Raw genomic sequence first — 19684 nt, forward strand, 5'->3', positions numbered from 1 at the left:
GTTGCATGTCGAACTGGAAATATATATCAAAAATGGTAGTGCGTCGCACCGGTTTTCCCTTTGAATTGCTCTACCGCATCGCGTTTGAAAAATCGGCTGCGCACATTGACAAGCAACTGGAAACGGAGGAGCAGCTCCAACGGGAAATTGGCGTTCTCCTCAGCGAGCGGTTCACCGAACAGGTGAAAATATCCCAGGCAAAACAGGCGCGGCAAGAGCTGAAGCTCCTTTCGAAGTATCGCCGAAAAGTGGCGAAGGGGCAGGTGACGTTGCAGGACCTGGAACACGTGCGATTGTATTGGCCGAACACCTCGTTTTACGAGCAGTTTGCCAAGGTGGTCGCCCTGGCGGAAGAGGTCAGGAAGCTGCATCGGGAGGGAGAGGCGGTTCTGGCCGAGGAGCTTGTGCACAAGCGCCGCGACCTGCAGAACCTGGTCGGGGACCCTTTCTTTGGGGAAGCAGTGTTTATCTCCAACCCGGACGTCTACGAAAACTCGTACCTGAAGTACATCGCTCACGACGAATTTGAAAAGCGCACAACCCGGTTGAAAATGCTGGAAAAACGGTTCATCGCCTACCTGCAGCGATTCGCCGCGAAGAACGATACGGCGAGCTTCTTTGGCCCGATGAACTACGCCCGCTTTGATCTGGAGCAAAAAGAGCCGGTCAAGCTGGACATGATCAGAGGGAAATTCACCAAGCGCGCTGTCTTCTATTCATTCTGGATGACCAACGTTCTGGCCGATGCAATCTCCAAAGAGCCTTCGATCCGGCCCTATCTGGCTCCGCGCCTGCACCCGCTGTGCACCCTGACCGAAGACGGCGTCGAGTACCTGTTTGTCGACGGCCGGCGCAAACTGCCCGCTCATCTCCTGCGGCTGTTGCGCGATGTGGACGGGACGACCACGGTAATGGAACTGGCAAACCGCTACGACATGCCGGTTGAGGAGCTGTATCAGCAGATTGAGCTGTTGGTCAAACAGCGCATGCTGTTGTTCGGCATTGAAATCCCGTCTACCATCTTTGGGCCGTTCGACTATCTGCGCGAGTTCGTACGTGCCCTGCCGGATCATGTGGAAGCCAAAGCCAAATGGACAGCCGAACTGGATCAACTCGAACAGCTTCGGGCCGCTTTTGAAGGCGGTACGTTTGAACAGCGCGTGGCAATCAGCAAGCGCATGGAGGAACGGTTCGTCGAACTGACTCGGCACGCAACGCGGCGGCTTGCTGGCAAGACGTACGCGGACCGCACGCTCTTTTACGAAGAGTGCAAGGGCACCATCCGGGACCTGTCGTTCAACAAGGCGTTTCTTGACGATTTTCATTCGCGGATCGAACCGATCCTTGAGCTCATCGCTTCCTACGGGGAGATGATGCGCGGGTACTACCAGCGGATCGGCAAACGGGTGTTCCGGGAGATCGCACAAGGACAGGCAGAAATTCCGTATGCCCACTTCATTCGCCGCGTCCAGGAGATGGAAGAGAAGGGGAACATCAACTACGAAGACGAGATCTACAACGAGTTCCATCAGAAGCTTTTCGCCGTGGTGAAAGCCAGGCAGGAAGGAAACATCGTCCGCCTGACGCGGGAGGATCTCGCAGAACTGATCGCGCATGATGCCGGTAATTCCCTGCACACTTCGCCGGACCTGATGTTTGCCGCCCGGGATGTGGAGGCGCTCGCCCGCGGCGATTACCAGATCGTGCTGGGCGAGGTGCACCAGTTTGTGTCCATGTGGGGATCGCAGTTCCTGTTTGATTCAGATCGCGAAGCGGTGGAACAAGAGATCGAGCAGGTGATCCAGGAACTGCCTGCGTATCAGAAGCTGTCCACCATTTTGAACACACGCCGGCACAAAGGGCTGCTTTACGAAGCGTTCCCGGGCACGTTGATTCAGTTCCTCGGCAAGCCGTCCGATCGTGCCAAACACGTCGTTCCGCTGCGTGATCTGGTGGTGCGCATCGAGCAAGACGAATTGGTGCTCGCCGACCGACATTCCAACAGAACCTTTACGATCTACAACAGCGGCGACGACAACCTGCACTTGTGGGCGTTTGCCGTACCGCGCGTGGCAAGCATCCCGATTGATTTTGGACAGCATACGCCGCGAATTGAGATCAACGACGTTGTCTACCAACGGGAACGTTGGGTACTGCCGTCCAGGGAATTTATCTGCACGGACCCTGAAGCAAGCGACTATGACCTGTTCCTCGCGATGCGCCGTGCGAAGCGCCGCTATCAATTGCCGCGCTGGGTGTTCGTGCGTGTGGAGAATGAGAAAAAGCCGTATTACTTTGACTTCGACAGTTTCTTCCTGATTGAACTGCTCCACGGCCACCTGAAGACCAACGACCAGGTGACCATGACTGAAATGTATCCAGGTCCTGAGCATCTCTGGATGCGAGACGAGGACGGCAGCTATTGCATCGAACTGCGCGGCACCGCGTTTCGTCCGCCGCTGCCCGGCTCCAGGGAGTATGAAGCGACTCGGGAAGAATTGGGGATGAACATATGAACCAGACGGCACTGGCTGCGTCTGTGTGGACGTGGTTTCCACACTTCGTTCTGCGCAGTACCGGCTTTCCGTTTGAATGGATCGGACGAATGAGGCTGGAGGAGACCCAACAGGTGCTGGAGGCTGTGTTCGCGTGGGAAGAAAAACGCCTCCGCCTGGTGGAGCAGTGGGAGCGGGACGTGCTGCCGCTCCTTACCGATAAGGCGATTCGCTGGGAGAAACCTCAGCAGAAAGTGCTGGCCAGCGTGTACAGAAAAGTAAAAAAAGCGTGTGCGTTTAACGAAAATGAACGGGCAGGCATCCAAGCGATCGGCCGCTCTGAGCTGAGCGAGTGGGCGCACCAATGGCAAGAAACGTTTCAACAGGAGGAGAAACTCTACCGTCAGGCGGAACAGGTATTTGCCGGCGAATGGGAGCGGGTACGGGAAGAACTGCACACCTGCATTTCGCATCCCCGCTTCCGGGAGGCGGTGTTTCTCTCCAACCCATCCTTTTATGAGCGCGGCTTCGCCTATTTTGACCAGCACCGTGCCGACAAGACCCGTGACGCGCGCTGGCGGCAGTTGGAGCGTCAATTTTTCACCTATCTGCAGCGGTTTACAGCAAAAAACGAAACTGCCAGCTTCTTTGGCCCTGTCAACTACGGCTGGATCGCGGAAGGGGATGGAACAGGGACCAACGGCATGTTCACGGCGCAATGGCCCGACACATTCGCGCTGGAAAAGCGGGTCGCCTTCTACGCCTTTTGGGTCCTGCAGGAACTGGCCGCACTGGTTGCGGACGATCCGGCGTTGGCCGATGTCGTTCCCCTGATGTTTCAGGGAAGCTCCAAGCAGGTGCAGCTCGAACACTTTACGGAAGGTATGAGCGTGCGGGAATGGGCGGCAGCGAGAGGAGAGGCGGTTGAGCAAACCCGTCAGGAGGTTGATCGACTGATCGCCAACAGCACGCTGCAGCGCATTTTCCCCATTCCGTCTTCCGTGATACACGGACTGGCCGATGTGATCGAACGGATTAGGCGGCTGCAAGCGGAAACGGAAGCGGAGCGCGGCGCAAAAGAACGCTGGCTGTCGATCCTGAGGCAGTTTCAGAGCCTGCAGCACCAATTCGAACAGGGAGACCTGAAAGAACGTGTCGCCATCCTGAAACGGGTGGAAACCATGTTTTCCGACTTGACCCGCCTCGCACCGCGCCGCGGTGAAGGGGAGTTGTTTCGGGACCGCACGGTGCTTTACGAAGACACTCGCGGCAACCTTACCATCCGCCTCGACCGGCGGTGGGTTGACCACCTGCTCACGGATTTGAACGGCCCGCTGAAGATCGCCACGGTCTACACGACACTCCGCAAGCAGCGGTACATGAAGATCGCCATGCAGGTCTACCGCAGGATGTTTGGCGATCGCCAAGCGGTGCGCTTTGACCAATTTGTCGTGGCATGCCACAAGCTGCTTCCGGACATGGCAAACGGCGCGGGTGAGCATGGGGACGCCGATGATCCGCTGGAGGAATTCCTCCGGATCTTTCACCAGTCATGCGATGCCTATCTGGCGGGGAACTCCCCCACGCTGATCTCTTCGGAGTTCGCGTCGTTTTTGCACAAGATTAAAGACGACGACCTGTACCTCATTTCTCCGGACCTGCTCGTGATTTTTGATTCAGCTGCGAACGTGGGTCCGTCTGCACCCACATTCGTGCTGGGCGAGCTTCATCACGGTATCACGATGGAAGGGTGGATGCTCTCTTTCCATTCCGACGTGGACCGCGTGCGGGAGGAGATTCGGCGGGAAATTGTACGTCATCTGACAATCGTACAGGAACGGTCGAAACGGAAGATCCTGCCGGCGAACCTGATTTTCAACCGCAAGATGAAAACGGCGCCGCAAGAGTATCCGGGGGTGATGGTGGAAGTGTCGGGATATGCCTCCACGCGCCGGCCGGATGCGACGTTTGGTCTGAAAGATCTGGTCGTACGAGTGGACGGGGACGAACTTGTCCTCACGTTGCGCGGAGATGATCGAGCCATTCGTTTTTATCCGCCGGCCTTCGGGTTTACAGAACAGGCGTATGTTCCCTTTGCCCTGTTTTCCTTCCCGATCGTCCAGATGCCGACCTATCGCCGTGAGGGATTCACGCCAAGGATTGAAACGGGGCACCTGGTCGTGCAGCGCGCGCAGTGGACGCTTTCGACGGAAGACCTGCAGACGGTGATCCGGGCAAAAGAGCAGTTTCGCGCCTACGTCGCCATGCAAAAGATCAGACGCCAATATTCGCTGCCCCGCCATGTGTTTCTCCGCGTGCCCTCCGAACAGAAACCGGTCTACCTCGATCTGGAAAATCCGTACGCGGTGGAATTACTGCAGCATCTCGCGGGAAAAAACCAAACGGTCACATTCAGCGAGATGCTGCCGGCCCCCGACCAGTTGTGGCTGCGCGATCAGCACGGCACCTACTGTTCGGAACTGCGCACACTGCTGATGAGGAGTTGAATCGATGAGCGGAGAGTGGAAACTGGCCAATGATTTTATCCTGCGGAGTACCGGGTTCGCCTTTTCTGACTTCGAGCGTTTGAGGTTTTCGAAAACAGTGCAGGCCATTGAGGACTTGTTTGAAAAGGAAGAACAGTTGAATCGCGTGCTCAGTTCCTTCCGGGAACACGGCAGTGACTGGCTTAGGGACCGGGATGTCGCACTGCGCTGGAAGAAGCTGAAAAAATCAATCGGCAAAAGACAGGCGATCACTGCGGAGGAGTTGGAATGGATCAGGCAACATGGCGGACCTGCGGAGACGGCGGCAGACTGGAACCAAAAGCTTGACGCGCTTCACGCAGCGAAGGCGGCCGCAACCAGCGTGTTTGAAGCAGAATTGCGGGAAAAACGGCGCGAATTGCGCGCGCTCGTCTCCAACCCGCGCTTTCAGGAGGCGGTATTCCTCTCCAGTCCCCATATGTACAGAAAAGGGCTGCTGGCGTACCTGCATGCATCGGGTGAAGAACGGAACGCGGAGACCAAACGTTTGGAGCGGCAGCTCGTCGCCTATCTCCAGCGAATGGTCGGCAAAAATGAAACGACCAGTTTCTTTGGACCGATCAACTACGGTTGCTTTGCAAACGACTGCGCCCCGCACGATCCGGACGTCTCCCTGGAGCGGCCCGATATCCGGTACAACTGGACGCCTGCCCTGCAGCACCGGGAGACATTCATGGCCTATTGGGCTGTCCAGACGCTTGCGGAGACGTTTTCCCGTCTGCCGAGTGTGTTTTCCCGGCTGAGACCTGTACGGAGCTTTCTCTATCGCCTGCGAGACGATGGAACGATTCAAAACGCGCTGACACAAAAACGAACCAAGCTCCCTTCTGCCGACTACGAGCTGCTGCGTCTGGCCGACGGCACACGGACGGTGGAGCAAATGATGCGGGAAGTGGAGATGTCAGAAGAACAGCTCAGGGAAAGGCTCTTCGATTTGGAGCAACAGAAGCTGATCAACCTGGCATGGGAAGTGCCGATCACCACCACCCGAACGCTCGAATGGCTGATGCACGAGATGCAGTGCGTGCAGGCAGACGATCCGGAAGTGGATACGTGGCGCCAATCGGTGCAGCGGCTGCTGGAGCTGAAAAACAGGTACTCGGATGGGGATGTCGCCGAAAAAGAGCGGATGCTGGGCGAGGCAAACAGGATCTTCCAGGCGCTGACCGGGCAGGAAACCGAACGCAGTGGCGGTCGCATGTACGCGGACCGTACGCTGTTTTACGAAGAGTGCCGGGGGCAGCTCGCCCATCTGCGGATGAGCGTCGAGACCCGCCGCCAGTGGGAACAGCGGTTGCGCCCCGTGTTGCAGATTTCGGCCAAGCACGCTGTGGAACTGAAAAAGCTTCATCGGACGTTCGCGCTGCAGGTATTTCGGGAATTGTACGGCGAGACCGACCGCATGATTCCGTTCATCCGCTTCCTGACCGATGCGATGCGGCACGAAAAATGGGAGCAGTGGACGCGGGAGTTCGCCGCCTTGCAAAGCACGTTTGCCGAGAAGTTCGGCGAACGGGTCCGCCAGCTTGCCGAACAAAGCGGCGAGCGCGTCGTAGTGCTTGATCCCGACGAGATCGCAGCTCTGGTGGGGGAGGATGCGCCCGACGTCGAGGACCCGTTGTTCTGCTCCCCGGACCTGATGGTGATACCGGGAGGGGAAGACGTCGCCGACCAGCTCATTCTCGGGGAAATCCACGATACCGTGCTGCTGTGGGGATGGGCATTGTCCTTTCACCCGGAGGAGGAGAAGGTTCGGGAGCGGATGTGGCAGGAACTGGCCGCGATCGTCAGACGGCCGATGGGAAACATGCTCGGCTCCAAGCGTTTGAAGATCATCCCGTTTGAGTTTCCAGGGTACACCATTCAGATGAGAGCGCGGTCTGTCAGCGACCGCCACGACAAAAAAGAGATTGCGGAACTGTACGTCAGTCCGGATGGAGAATTGCAGCTCAAACTGGCGGAGGAGCAGGAACCGATCCGCCTGTACAACGGCGAACTGCACTCCATGGCCCACGAGTGGTTTGCCATCCCGAGAGTCGTTCCCTTTCGGGTGGACATGGGCGACTGGACGCCCCGCATCGTGTTGAGCGACGTGGTGTACCAGCGCGAACGATGGAAGGTGACCCGCGACGACCGTTGGCGGAAAACGTATGCCGGCACCTCGTTCGAACTGTTTTACGACATGTTGAAACTGCGCAGGGAGTTGAAGATGCCGGAGTATGTGTACGTCAGAGTAAGCACGGAGCCGAAACCGTTCCTGATCGATTTCCACAACTACTTCCTCCTGGAGATGTGGGAGTCCTTCATGCGGGAGGATCAGGTGGCGATCGTCACCGAAATGCTGCCGGGTCCTGAACATCTGTGGTTGCGGGACACGGAGGGGAACCGATACTGCGCCGAATTTCGGACGTCCGTCTTCTATCATGCCGATGCGGTGGGGGATCAGGAATGAGCAAGTGGCGGATCATGCCGTACGTAATCGTTCGGCGGGCCGGGTTTCCAATCAACTGGCTGGAAAGTCTGCGCTTTACCGAAACGCTTGCGTGCGTAAAAAACGTGCTGGAGATCGAAAAACGGCTGGACGAACAAAGGCTTGCGATCGTTCGCTTGATCGAACACCTGGTAGTGCGTGAAAAAAACGGTCAGGACCGGAGGCCCCTCCTCTCGACGATGTCCAAGATCCGCAAAGGGCTCGCAAAGCGGAAGCCTTTGCAATGCCCCGCCATTCCGGTGGAAGAAGAGGGGTACGATCAGCTCGGACGAGAGGTAGCAGCCTGGAATGATCTGCTGCAGCAGGCAGCCGAGCTGCAGCAGGCCGGCCGGGAGCGCGCGGAGTCGGAAATGAAAGAAAAGCGCGCCGGATTGCGTCAATTGCTGCATTCTCCCCGCTTGCGGGAAGCTTTGTGGTCAATGAATCCGCGTTTTGACGAGGCAGTGACGCGCTACCTGGAAAATCCGCGCGGGGAACGGACCTCGGAAGACAAGCGATTTGAACGCAGATTGATCACGTATCTGCAGCGGTTGTGCGCGAAGAACGAAACGAACAGCTTTTTTGGTCCGATCGATTACGCCAAGCCCAATCCCGAACAGCAGGAGCCAGTCGTGTACGAATGGTCTGTGCCGTTTGTCAGGGAGCGGCGAGTGTTTTGCAGTTATTGGGCAGCGGAAACGCTCCTCGAGAAGATTTGCTCAGAACCGGGAGCCACCCCCTTTTTGCGGCCGCGTCGTCACACGCTGTACAGCCGCGTCAACGATCATGTGCTCCGTTCAGGCCTGAACGGACGAGAGACCACCCTATCCGCGCTCGCCGCTGCCGTCTACGACTTGGCGGACGGTACGCTCTCGTTTCGCGAGATGGCCGAACGACTACAGCAGCCGCTTGACGCGGTTTTGGAGGAGGGGAAACTTCTCGCACAGCAACAAGCCATCATTCTGCATCCGCTCCTGCCCGGGGATGAAGAAGACGCGATCGCCTGGATACTGACGTGGCTGAAGGAACAACCGCAGTCGTTTCCGCATCGGGATGGCTGGATCGCCAACCTGCTCCGCCTGCAAGAGGAGATCAGGACGCTGGAAGCGACCGGGTGGCCGGAACGAAAGGAGCGGCTGCGCGAGTTGGAGCGGATGTTCGCCCGGTTGACTGCACGGGATGCGACCCGGGAAGCGGGGGAAATGTACGCGGACCGCAGCATCGTGTTTGAAGACGCGCACGGCCCGCTAGCCATCGAGATCGGCGGAACGCTTTGGGCGCAGATCGAAGAAAGCCTGCAGCCGATACTGGAGGCGGCGCGTGCCGATGCGATCCAAACATTCCGGCAAGAGCGGCAGGCCGCCGCCCGCCTGCTGGATGAATGGTCCAACGGCAGAGGAACGATGCCTTACCTGCGCTTTCTCCACCATCGCTCCCGGATCGCTGGGGAACAACATCTGCCCGAACCGGCGCTCTCCAGCTTCCAGCGGGCAGCAGCGCAGCGGTTTGAGGAAGGCGATCCTTCCTCGCCGATCTGCCTGCAGGCGACCGATCTGGACGCGGCCGAGACGGGGCAGAAGGTGGGAGAGGCGGAAGACGACTTGCATTCGTACTTTCTCTCCGTCGATGTGATGTTCATTCCTACAGACGGTGATGACGTACAGATCGTGGTGGGCGAAGCACATCCGCAATTTTTGACGGCGGTGTTCCCGTCCGCCTACTTCCACCCGGAACGGGAGCGGATGATGGAAGAGATCGACGCGTGGGCCAAACGACAGTGCGCGTATCCGCATATGGCCCAGATCGCGTACCACCGCAAAACAAAAATTTTCCCCTATCGGCTGCCCGGCAAGGTGATTGAATTGCTGCCGCGCCTGCCGGAGATCGACGACCAAGTAATCCCGGCTGGCGAATTGCACGTGTCCAATCGGGAGGGGCAGGTGTACCTGCACGATCAGACGGGCAAGGAGTGGCGCTTGTATCCGCCGCTGCACGCGGAGCATCTGGACCCGGTCGCCCTGTTTTCGCATCCTCGTCTGGGAATTGCAACAGTGAAGACGGGGAAGCGCACACCGCGCATCGTCATGGGGCGTGTACTGCTGCAGCGGGCACGTTGGGAATTGGATGCTGACGCCTGGCGGGTCGAACAAGGAAGCGATCACCCCTTCGATTTGATGCTGCACGTGTATCGCCTCAAGGAGCAGGAAGGCATGCCCGATTGGGTGTTCGTGCGTGTGGAAGGGGAGCGAAAACCATTCTGCATCGATTTCGCGAATGTGTTCCTTTTGGAAATGCTGCAGGGACTGTTGAAGCAATCGCGGACAGCTGTCTTCAGCGAGATGGTGCCCGCACCGAACGACCTGTGGCTGGACGACGGCGGAGAACGCTATTGCTGCGAATTTCGCACAATGTGCCTCCGCGCATAATGAAAGGGTGAGCCGGATGAAGGTGAAAAGCCAAACGTCGAGATTGAAAGCGCAGCGGGAAATGGACGCACCAACCTTGTGGCAAACGCTTAAGCGGCGTTTGCAGGAGCGAGGCCATGACAGCATGTTTTGGCTGCTGGATGTGGAACATGGCATCGCGGCGGTAAGGGAAAACCTGGCAGATATAGATGTAAAGATTTTCGTCGTGGATGGAACGGAGTCCGATTCGCTGGGGTTCAGTTCCCTGATGCCGCTGATTCGGGAAGCCCTTGGCGTGCTGATGGATGACAAGCGGGAAGAGGCATGGCTGAAAAGCGTCGCATCCGAAGTGCTGTACCTGATGCCGGAATTGCGAAGCGACGAGAAGTTTCAGTCCGCACCTGCCCTGGATGCCATCGCTGTGGCTCCGTCGCGCCGCCGCCTGCACAAGGAGTCGGAGCAGATGTTCCGCGTCACCCAGATGGTCGTAACGCTTCTGGTGAAATATGCGAGACGTCAGGAACGGAGCATTCTGTTTCACTTTGAGCATCTGGAGCGGATGGATGAGCACACGTTGACGTGCGTAGCCCGTCTGGCACAATGCCTCTTCCCCCTCCCGGCTGCCATCACCGCTTCTGTGCACGAGGAGGGTGTGCCGGATGTGCTGGCGGCTTCCGGCGCAGGAACAGAACACCAAACGTTTTTCCCCGTGGCGAAGATCCGCGTCGACCTCTTGAACCGGATCGCCGAAAAGACAGGAGCAATCCTCTGCTCGCTAAAGGGTGAAGCGTACAAGGCCCCGGCAAGAGAGAGACAACCGGCGGGCGAGGCGGCTGCGGCCGCCAATGCGGAGAATGAGAAAACCCGTGCCTTCCGCGAGGCGCTGCGGCGTGGCGATGTGCAGGCGATCGAAACAGCGGTCCTGGAATTGTTGGAAGTTTCGGTATTTACGAAAAATCACGACCACTCCCTGCGTGCGATCGCGCAAGTATGGCCGGTGCTTCCCAGGTTTTCAACGAAAAACCGGGTGGAAGTCATTCATCTGCTCGGCATCCTCTACGCCTTTATGGGAGACTTCCCGACAGCGATTGACGTGTTCACATACGGGGGACAGTTCGTTTCGGACCCTGTGCAGGCGGCGGAAAACAAATTCTTCCTGGCGTTGTTGTACACGAAGCGGCTGAACGACTCCATCACGGGACGCGACTACATCGCACAGGCTCTGGAGTGCCTCGCCGGCGTGCAAGGAGAACTGGCGGACATTGAGCGAACCTGGCTGAACAACCTGTGCGCCTTGACGTACGTGAACGAGAAAAACAGAAGCGCTGCCTACGAGTGCTGCCTCAAAGCGCTTGACTATATCAAACACGGACACCGCTCGAGCGACGCAATCCACATTAAAATCAACCTGATCTCCAACATCACCGTTCTGCACGAATACGGAAAAGAACTGGATAAGGCGATCGCCAAATGGATGTTCTTTGAAAAGTTTCTCAAAGCGTCCGGCCCGGTGTTTGCCAAGCACTACTATTACCGCAAAGGCGGTCTGCAATACAAGAACCGGCAGGTTGCGGAAGCGATCACATCGCTTACGGCCAGCTATCGGCTTGCCTGCGATCTGCATTCGCTCTTTTACCAGGACGTGATTGCGAGAGGACTGGCCGGCGTGTATTTCTGGGAAGGACAGTATGAAGAAGCCGCCCACTGGTATCAACTGGCGATCGACGCCAAGAAGAAACTGCTGCAGGAAGACAATCTCCCCAAAGTGGCGCTTGGCCGTGCACTGAGCCTGCGTAAACAGGGACGAACCCTCGAGGCCGAACAAGTGCTCCGCGAAGCGCTACACCTCCAGCCGACAGGGGACGCGGCGGAAAAAGCGAAAAAGGCGCTGTCCCGCTGGAACGACCTCTCCGCGGAGGAGCTGGACGAGCTGATTTCGTACGCGATTGACAAACCGGACACCAAACTGAATCGACCGTTTGACCTCACCAATCTCTATTGATTCGCTCCTCCAATGAAAAGAAGACGAAAAGGCGGTGGTATCCCTTGGAACGCACATCTGACGTTATCGTAGTCGGTGCGGGGATTGTCGGCGCGGTACTTGCCTATCTGCTGGCACATAGCGGACGCAGCGTCCGGATGCTCGATCGCGGGCTGCCTGGAGGGGAGGCATCCGGCGCCAGGGCGGGGCTGCTGACCACTGTTGCAGAGGGCAGCGGGAAGGGACCGTATCTCGATCTGTCCGTACAAGGCCTGGTGGAGATGCGAACGATTATTCAACAACTGGAAGACGAAACGGGGATAGACTGCTGGCTGGAATGCCACCCGCTGTACCGGATCGCGACAAATGAGCAGGAACGGGACATGATGTTTGCCCTCTATCAGGAACGTCGTCAACTGGGAGGGCAGGAAGATTGGCTGGAACCAGAGCAGGTGCGGCGGGAACAGCCCCTGTTTTCTCCGCGCATTACCGGAGCCATGCGCAGTCCACAGGAGTATCACGTCACGCCGGGGTTGTTATTGAAAGCCGTGCTGCAGGCTGCTCGCCAGCGCGGGGTGATCGTGCAGGAAAACACGGCGGTCACCGCATTCTTGACGGAAGGGCACCGCGTGATCGGGGTGGCTGCCGGAATGGAGCACTATTACGCGGACCATGTGATTCTGGCGAACGGGGCGTGGTCACCAAACCTGCTAAAGCTGGTCGGCATTGATTTGCCGGTGACCCCATTGCGGGGACAGATGCTGGTCGTTTCGCTTTCGGGGTTCAATCTGCCTTGTTTGATTAACACTGCACGCGGCTATCTGGTCCCGAAAAAGGACGGTCGCATTGTCGTGGGGGCGACGCAGGAACACGCCGGTTATGCCAAAGAAATCACCGTTGCGGGCATCTCGCACCTGCTGAAGGTGCTCTCCGCAGTTCCCGCCTTGGTGCAAGCCAGGATTCACGATACGTTTGTCGGATTGCGCCCGATGTCCAGCGACGGAATGCCCCTAATTGGTCCCCTGCCCGGGTGGGAGGGACTGCATGTCGCGACGGGTCACGCCCAGCACGGCATTCTGCTCAGCGGAATCACCGGCAGGATGATGACCGCCTACCTGAACGGTGAAGACCCGGGCGAACTGTGGCGGCATTTCCAGGTCCAGCGAGTCTTGACATGTAAAGCGGAAACGGAGGTATGACCATGTTTTCCTTGCAGGTGATCGTTCCCCCTCAGGCCGATCCGTCGAGTGTCCCGTACCGCGCTTCCACGCTTGTCAGGCGCTTGCGGGCGCTGCATCACACTGTTCGGCTTGATGACGACAATCAGCATGCTTACGACTTTTTCCTTGATCCGAAAAGATTGACGGCCTGCCTGCTGGAAGCGGAGCGCACGCTGAACCAGATGGAGGAAGGCAGTACGCTGTCAACACTTCGGGAAGAGTACCTGTATTACCGAACCGGCCGCGCGCTGCTGTACGGTGCCAATCTGCCCAAGCAGGTGGAACACGCCTGGTCTGTCCTGCAAAACCGGGGTTCGTCTGTCGTGCAGCGCGAGGAGGCAAAACGCATCGTGCAGCACGCATTGGAAGTAGCGGGACTGTCCGCCTTTCCGTCGCTGATTTCGCTCCATGACCTGAATCTGCCGTACTCCAGCGAATCGTCCGAGCACTGCCGTCGAGCGGCCGTTGACGATGCGGTTAATCCGTATGTCCCCTTTTGGCGAGAGCGGGTCGGGCAGATCAAATCGGATCGTCCGGATGCGGTCATTCTCTGGATCGAGGTGGACCAGCAGGTGATTCCGTCGCTGACGCTGGCCCGGATGTTAAAGGAAGCAGCAGTCTCTGCCGAGATCGTGTTGGCCGGTCCTTTCGCCCGATTCATCAGTCAAGCGCTCGGGGGAAGTAATCCGTGGAAGGAGTGGATCGACACCCTCGCATGCGGTCCGGATCTGTTCTCCGGGATCACGGTGCAGGGGCAGCCATTGCTGGCAGAGGGAACTGCCAGCCCGGACCTGTGGACGGTGGAAGGACTCCCGTTGGACCGTTATCTCGGCCAGCCTCCCGTGGCGGTGCTCCCGCTTGCGGAAGACGACCCTTTCTTCGATGGAAAGGGGGATAAAGAAACAATTGCCGGCTTGTATCAGCGGATGCGCGCATTGTCGCAAAGCGAACCAACGCTTCGCTTTTACCTCTCCACACCGATTTTCCCGGAATGGCTGTGCGAACTGGCGCGCTTGATGGAAGCGGACGGCTTTCGGCCGGCCTGGGGCAGTCTGGTCTCCTATGGCACCTGGCTGTCCGCGGAACAAGCGGCTCAACTGGCCGCGGCCGGCTGCGAGTTTTTGCACTTCGAGCTGAAAGGATTCCTCGGTTATCCCGATCAGCATACGGCGAAACAGCAGATGACCGATTCCTGGAGAAACGCCCGTGCAGCAGGTTGCAGAGTGCTTTTGTCGTTGGTGTTCGGCCATCCGCTGTCCGATCCGCGGGATTTTGAGGCGTTTGTCTCATTCCTCAACGAGCACCAATTCGCGTACGACCGGCTGGTTCGCTTTCAACTGTTTCGGCTTACCCCGGGAAGTCGTTTTTGGAACGATCCGGCCGCTTACGGCATCGTCGAGATCGGGGAGGCGGAGCGGGAGCGTGATCTGAAACGCCACTTCCCGTTTGTGTCCAGGTATGGGGTGAACAGTGCGGAACTGTACCCGCTTGCGGCGGGTTATATCGCCGGATTGAAAAGACGTGCGGGTGACCTCCCGACGACCGCCCTGAAACTGGATGATTGGGCATTTCGGGGTGAAGGACGCAATGCGGTTTCGCAGCAGGCGAACCAATTGCCAGACGAAGGCGGGGAAGAGGTACTGCAGCTCTCCCCGGACGTGGAGGCCCGCCGCTTTGCCTATCCGTTTGGCATGCTTGAGCAGCGTTGGCGGACATTTCTGATCGGGCAAACCCCCTGGCCGGAAGCAGAGCCGCTTCAACAATCACTTACGTATGTCGTCTACCTGAACGACCGGGGGAAGATGTCGGTGGTAAACAGCGCGGTGTTCAACGTGATCGAGTTGTGCAAACAGCCGGTCAAAGAGACGGAGCTTCTGGCGAAATTCCCCGCCCGACAAGCGGAGTCACTTCGCAGTCTGCTTCGCAAATGGAAAAAAGAAGGGATGGTGCGGGTCTATGCCGAATCCGCAGCCGCTCTCTCCGATTGAGAGCAGCAAATCGTCCGGTGTGCTGGTGCAGGATGGTTCCCGCTTTCGGATCAAGTTTTACCTGCTCTGGACCTGGTGGCATCTCTGCCTGCTCGTTGTCCCGCGCAGTTCCTCGGCCCGTTTCCATCTCGGTAACGCCTATGCTGCGCAAGGCATGGAGGAGCAGGCGATCAAGAACTGGAAGCGGTGCGTAGAACGGGAACCCGGACATGCAAAGGCATGGCACAATCTCGCTGCGCTGTACATGCAAAAAGAGCGGTGGAGTGAAGCGATTCACGCATTTGCGCAGCTGCGGCGGCTGCATCCCGCGCAGGCGGAACACGCGTTTCACCACGGGCGATGCCTGGAAGAAGCGGGTCAGGTGTCAGAGGCGTTGCAGGCGTACGAGCAAGCACTGGAACAGGCCCCGCAGCAGCTCGAGTGGCGCTATGCGGTGGCAAAAAGCCTGCTTCGCCACAAGCGTCTGAAGGAAGCGGCCGAACACCTGCGGCACATCGTCGCGGTGCGTGAAGATCACGTCGGCGCGTATGAACACTTGGGAAAAATCTATCTGGCTCTGAAAAAGTATGAAGCTGCTGAGCGCATGTTTCAAAAGGCGCTCGCCCATGCCGAACATCCCGACCCGCTGTATTACGTGCTGGGGATGGTGGCGGAACGGCGCGGACAGGCGGAGGAGGCCTGCGCGTATTACGAGCGCATCACAGCATCCAACCTCGTCCCTGAAGCAAGAAAACGCCTCGAAGCGATCCGGCAAGAGCAGGCCAAGGCGAAGACAGAGCAGATGCAGGGATGACTTCTGTTCGCCGTCGCCAGCGTGGAGAATGCCAAAAAGGGGTGATTGAGTGGCTGGTCAGTGGTCGTTCTTGTCAGCGTTTATTGTCAGAAGCACGGGTTTTCCCCAGCATCTCATGGAACCGCTTGAGTTTGCCGCCTCTGTGGCGCAGATGCAGGCGATTTTACGCGCTGAGGCAGAGCTCAAGCGGGAACAGGAACATTTTTTGCAGCAGTTTCCCGCGTGGGTGAAAACATTGGAGGAAACGCATCCGAAAGGCGATCCGGTTTTCAAGCGGTTGTACAAGTGGCGAAAAGCAGTCGAAAAGGGAAGCGCACTGCCTTTGGAAAACCCGCTGCCTGACGTACTGCCGCTCGTTGAATGGCGCAATCGCTACGAAGCAATCCGTGAGCGCAAAAAGCGTCTGACGACCGAGTTGGAAGCAATCTTTGAGCGCGAGTGGACCCAATGTATGGAGGCGTTCAAACGAGTGCTTTCCATGCCGCGCGTGCAGGAAGCGGTCGCACACTCCAGTGCGCAGGTCTGGCGGTCGCTGCAGCGCTTTCTAGCCGCCGATGCGAAAAAGTTGAAATCGTCCGGCAAACGCTATGACAGCCGCACATTGATTCGCTACCTGCAGCGTTTTTTGTTCAAAAATGACACGACGAGCTTTTTTGGTCCGCTCAACTACGGCTCGTTTCGAGACAGTGAACAGTTGCTGACGGTAGAGCGAAGCGGTCCGATTCCAAGCCGCCGCCGCAGCTTTTTGACCTATTGGGCGGTGGAGGCACTGGCAGAGCAGGTGAGCCGCCGCCAGGAATGGCGCGAGTACATGCCGATCGCTGTGCACGATGCGTTTTATCTGGTGGAAACAGGGCTGGTTCACGCCCAGACGCAAAAACGGATCCCTCTGCCGTCCGAAGTAGTGCGGGTGCTGCACCGGGCGGATGGTCAAACTCCGGCGCGGGATTTGTTGGAAGGCTGCACAGAGACGACGAGGAGCACTTTGGAAAAACTGCGGGACAAAGGAATCATCCTGTGGGAATTCCGTGTTCCGCAAGCGTGCCATGAGGTGCTGGAAGAACTGCTCGCCTTTGTGGACGCTCTCCCGGCCGATGAGGCACAGCGGCAGTGGAGCGCTGATTTGCGGCAGTTCGCCGCGTGGCAAACGGCCTACAGCGCCGCCGACGCGCAAGGCAAAACGGAGATTCTGGAACAAGCGTCCGCACTGTTTGAACGGCTGACCGGACGCGATTCCACCCAACTGCATGGCGAGACGTACGCGGACCGTTCGCTGTTTTGTGAGGAGACGCTGGGCGATGTGCAGGAATTTTCCATTAGCCTGGACATGAAGGAGGACTTGGAGCAAAGGATTAGCCCGCTTCTCGATTGGGGCGCGGCGGTGGCGATGAAAAAGCGGGAGCATGCGCAGCGTCAGGCTAGGCAGATCGTTGCGGCGATGAGGGCAGAATGGGGGCTGGAGAAACTGCCGTTTCTCGCCGTATTGTCGGAATTGACCAGCCGGATGAGTACCGAAGGGTTTCATCCTGACTTTTCCGCCATCGTAGAGTGGTTGAATGCGAGCGGGAAGCGGGACGAGCGGGTCGTCGAGCTGCCGGACGAGTGGCTCCGCGAACAATCAACCGGTCACGCTTTCGATCAGCGGCTGTGCGTCTGCTCTCCGGACCTCATGCTGCAAGCAAGAAGCGTGGAACACGTCAATCGCGGCGAGTATCAATGGGTGATCGGAGAAGTGCATTGCTGCACGCAGGGCATGAGCAACCTGCTCTATTTCCATCCACAGCGCGACGAGCAGATCGCCGAGGTGCGGGAGGCGCTGAAAGCCTTGCCGAACGGCGAATTTCTGGCCAACGTCGTGTTGAAACAGCGGGCAGGCAAAAGCTTCTTTGTCGAAATGTTCGAGCAGACGTTGACGCTGCTTGGACGTTCGCAGAAAGGAGGTGATGCGGTACGGACATTTTCTGAACTGTGGGTCGTGGAACAAGACGGAGAATTGGTGCTGGTGGATGCAGAAGGCAAGCGGTTCATTCCGTACATGGGCGACCCGAATTCACCAGTCGCTTTTGTCTTTGCAGAGCCGAGCATCGAAATCCCCAAAATCAGGACGGAAGGGCACCTGCCCCGTCTGACCTATCGTGGCCTGGTGGTGCAGCGGGAGACATGGAACCTGCCGGCAGCCGACTGGTTGTCCGATTCAACGTTGCCGCATGAACGGTTTCTTCACGTGTGGCGGTTGAAAGAGCAATATGGCATGCCCGACGAAGTGTTTGTGCGGGTGAACGGCGAGTTGAAACCGTTTTATTTCAACTTCCAATCCTATTTTCTAGTCGACCTGCTCCTCACGCATCTGCGCGGAGAAACACGGGTGACGTTCAGTGAACGGCTGCCCGATCGTTCCTCGGAGTGGTTTACCAACGACGAAGGAGCGTATTGCTGCGAAATTCGCACGAATATCGTAAGGCGTCAACCATCAAACCATTGAGGTGAGAACGATGTTGAAAAACCTGAGTGCGTGCGTCATCCTGCGTGTCCCGGCAGAAGAACCGTTTCTCCATGCGAGTTTGTCTTCGTTCCGTCCGTTGACGGAAGACCTGTACATCCTGGACATGGGGCAGCATGCGTTTGCAGAACGATTTGCGGAAGAATACGGTGCCCGCGTGGTCCGCGTTCACGACCAGCCGCATGAAGCGGCCATGTTGAACATCATGCTGAAGGAAGCCAAAAAAGAGTGGCTGATTTGGATGGATGCGGACGAGTTCATCCTGGAAGGTCATGCGTTGATTGGCGAACTGGTGCAGGACGGGAAGACCAAAGCAGCAAGCGTCCGGGCGATTCACTTTGAGGACCCGGTCAGCACGTTTGATGAACCGCGAACCTATCGCCTGCTGAATCTGCAACCCGACTCCCGCTTTTTGGGGACGATCGATCCGCAGTTGGTCCTTCCGGAAGACCGAGGAGCGGTTGTGGACAGCGAAATCAAAATAGCCCACCGCGCCTACATGCAGGACGAGATCATCATCCAGAAAAACCATCTGCGCGTCAAAAATTACAGCCGACACCTTGAGGAGCATCCGGATGACCGGTTTGCACGCAACAAACTCGGGTACTATCTGATGGCAATCCGCGAGTGGGGCAAAGCGCTCGAGCAGCAGAACATCCTGATCGAGTCTGATCCAAAAGACCCTGAGAATCCGCTGTTTATGCTGCGTGCCGCCACGTGCGCCCTGTCGCTGAATGACAGCGAACTGGCCCTGCAGTACGTCGAGCGGGCAATTGAGCAGCAGCCAAACTTCTCTGATGCTTACTTCATGCTCGGTACGATTCTGGTGCGGCACAACCGCCTGGACGAAGCAAAAGCCGCTCTGCATCAGGCGCTGGAGCGCAAGGCGAAGACGCCGTATTACCTCTTGGCTGACGAGAGCATGTCTACCTGGAAACCGCTCAACGAGCTGGCAGAAATCAGTTGCCGCGAAAACAGGTTGGAGGATGCGGTCCGCTACCTCGAGCGCAGCCTTGAAGTGTATCCGACCAACTATCGGACCAATCTGATGCTCGCCTCCTTGTACAAGCAGTTGAACCGACCCGAAGATGCGAAAAAAGCGTACCAAGCGGCCATCACCATCAATCCCGCGATACTGAAAAAGAAAGCAGTGAAGCCTTGAGGCGTGCTGGGCTGCATGGACAGGCGAGCGCAAAGAGTGCGTCAGGACAGTTGATCCTGGCGCGCTTTTTTTTCGGCGTGGTCTGGAGCAACCACGTGACATGATTTTTCCGCTCATCACATAT

At 57.8% G+C, this 19684-nt stretch carries 10 protein-coding genes; all 10 read left to right on the plus strand.

Annotated features, from left to right (window positions below; translation table 11 throughout):
- The first annotated feature begins 5 nt into the window (after positions 1–5).
- The 10 genes from FOI68_RS06765 to FOI68_RS06810 all read left to right on the plus strand — a co-directional run bounded on the left by FOI68_RS06765 (position 6) and on the right by FOI68_RS06810 (position 19560).
- Positions 6–2516: a lantibiotic dehydratase gene (locus FOI68_RS06765; protein WP_185973891.1), complete on the plus strand. Its 2511-nt coding sequence runs from the start codon at positions 6–8 to the stop codon at positions 2514–2516.
- Positions 2513–5002 (plus strand): lantibiotic dehydratase, encoded by a 2490-nt coding sequence (locus tag FOI68_RS06770; protein ID WP_143862707.1) that lies wholly within the window; start codon positions 2513–2515, stop codon positions 5000–5002. The genes FOI68_RS06765 and FOI68_RS06770 overlap by 4 nt, the downstream gene beginning before the upstream one ends.
- 4 nt (positions 5003–5006) lie before the next feature.
- A complete protein-coding gene (locus tag FOI68_RS06775) occupies positions 5007–7493 on the plus strand; it encodes a lantibiotic dehydratase (protein ID WP_143862708.1) in 2487 nt (828 codons plus the stop codon).
- Entirely contained in the window at positions 7490–9937 is a 2448-nt protein-coding gene (locus FOI68_RS06780) for a lantibiotic dehydratase (RefSeq protein WP_143862709.1), read from the plus strand. Before FOI68_RS06775 ends, FOI68_RS06780 begins: the two co-directional genes overlap by 4 nt.
- 124 nt (positions 9938–10061) lie before the next feature.
- Positions 10062–11918 carry a tetratricopeptide repeat protein gene (locus tag FOI68_RS06785; RefSeq protein WP_143862710.1) on the plus strand — a complete coding sequence of 619 codons (1857 nt, stop codon included), beginning with the start codon at positions 10062–10064 and terminating at the stop codon, positions 11916–11918.
- Positions 11919–11962: 44 nt separating this feature from the next.
- A complete protein-coding gene (locus FOI68_RS06790) occupies positions 11963–13096 on the plus strand; it encodes an NAD(P)/FAD-dependent oxidoreductase (protein ID WP_185973892.1) in 1134 nt (377 codons plus the stop codon).
- A 2-nt stretch (positions 13097–13098) separates the two neighbouring features.
- On the plus strand, positions 13099–15105 hold the full coding sequence (locus tag FOI68_RS06795) for a radical SAM protein (RefSeq protein ID WP_143862712.1): 2007 nt from the start codon (positions 13099–13101) through the stop codon (positions 15103–15105).
- Positions 15074–15898, plus strand: coding sequence for a tetratricopeptide repeat protein (locus tag FOI68_RS06800; RefSeq protein WP_143862713.1), 825 nt, complete (start codon positions 15074–15076; stop codon positions 15896–15898). Before FOI68_RS06795 ends, FOI68_RS06800 begins: the two co-directional genes overlap by 32 nt.
- A 49-nt stretch (positions 15899–15947) precedes the next feature.
- Entirely contained in the window at positions 15948–18380 is a 2433-nt protein-coding gene (locus tag FOI68_RS06805; protein WP_143862714.1) for a lantibiotic dehydratase, read from the plus strand.
- A gap of 10 nt (positions 18381–18390) precedes the next feature.
- Entirely contained in the window at positions 18391–19560 is a 1170-nt protein-coding gene (locus FOI68_RS06810; protein ID WP_143862715.1) for a tetratricopeptide repeat-containing glycosyltransferase, read from the plus strand.
- The last annotated feature ends 124 nt before the right edge of the window (positions 19561–19684 follow it).

The sequence above is a fragment of the Brevibacillus sp. LEMMJ03 genome (genome assembly GCF_007197875.1).
GTDB lineage: Bacteria > Bacillota > Bacilli > Brevibacillales > Brevibacillaceae > Brevibacillus > Brevibacillus thermoruber.

Coding starts and splice junctions, on each gene's coding strand:
- FOI68_RS06765 (WP_185973891.1), top strand. CDS start 6: ATGTCGAACTGGAAATATATATCAAAAATGGTAGTGCGTCGCACCGGT.
- FOI68_RS06770 (WP_143862707.1), top strand. CDS start 2,513: ATGAACCAGACGGCACTGGCTGCGTCTGTGTGGACGTGGTTTCCACAC.
- FOI68_RS06775 (WP_143862708.1), top strand. CDS start 5,007: ATGAGCGGAGAGTGGAAACTGGCCAATGATTTTATCCTGCGGAGTACC.
- FOI68_RS06780 (WP_143862709.1), top strand. CDS start 7,490: ATGAGCAAGTGGCGGATCATGCCGTACGTAATCGTTCGGCGGGCCGGG.
- FOI68_RS06785 (WP_143862710.1), top strand. CDS start 10,062: ATGTTTTGGCTGCTGGATGTGGAACATGGCATCGCGGCGGTAAGGGAA.
- FOI68_RS06795 (WP_143862712.1), top strand. CDS start 13,099: ATGTTTTCCTTGCAGGTGATCGTTCCCCCTCAGGCCGATCCGTCGAGT.
- FOI68_RS06800 (WP_143862713.1), top strand. CDS start 15,074: ATGCCGAATCCGCAGCCGCTCTCTCCGATTGAGAGCAGCAAATCGTCC.
- FOI68_RS06810 (WP_143862715.1), top strand. CDS start 18,391: ATGTTGAAAAACCTGAGTGCGTGCGTCATCCTGCGTGTCCCGGCAGAA.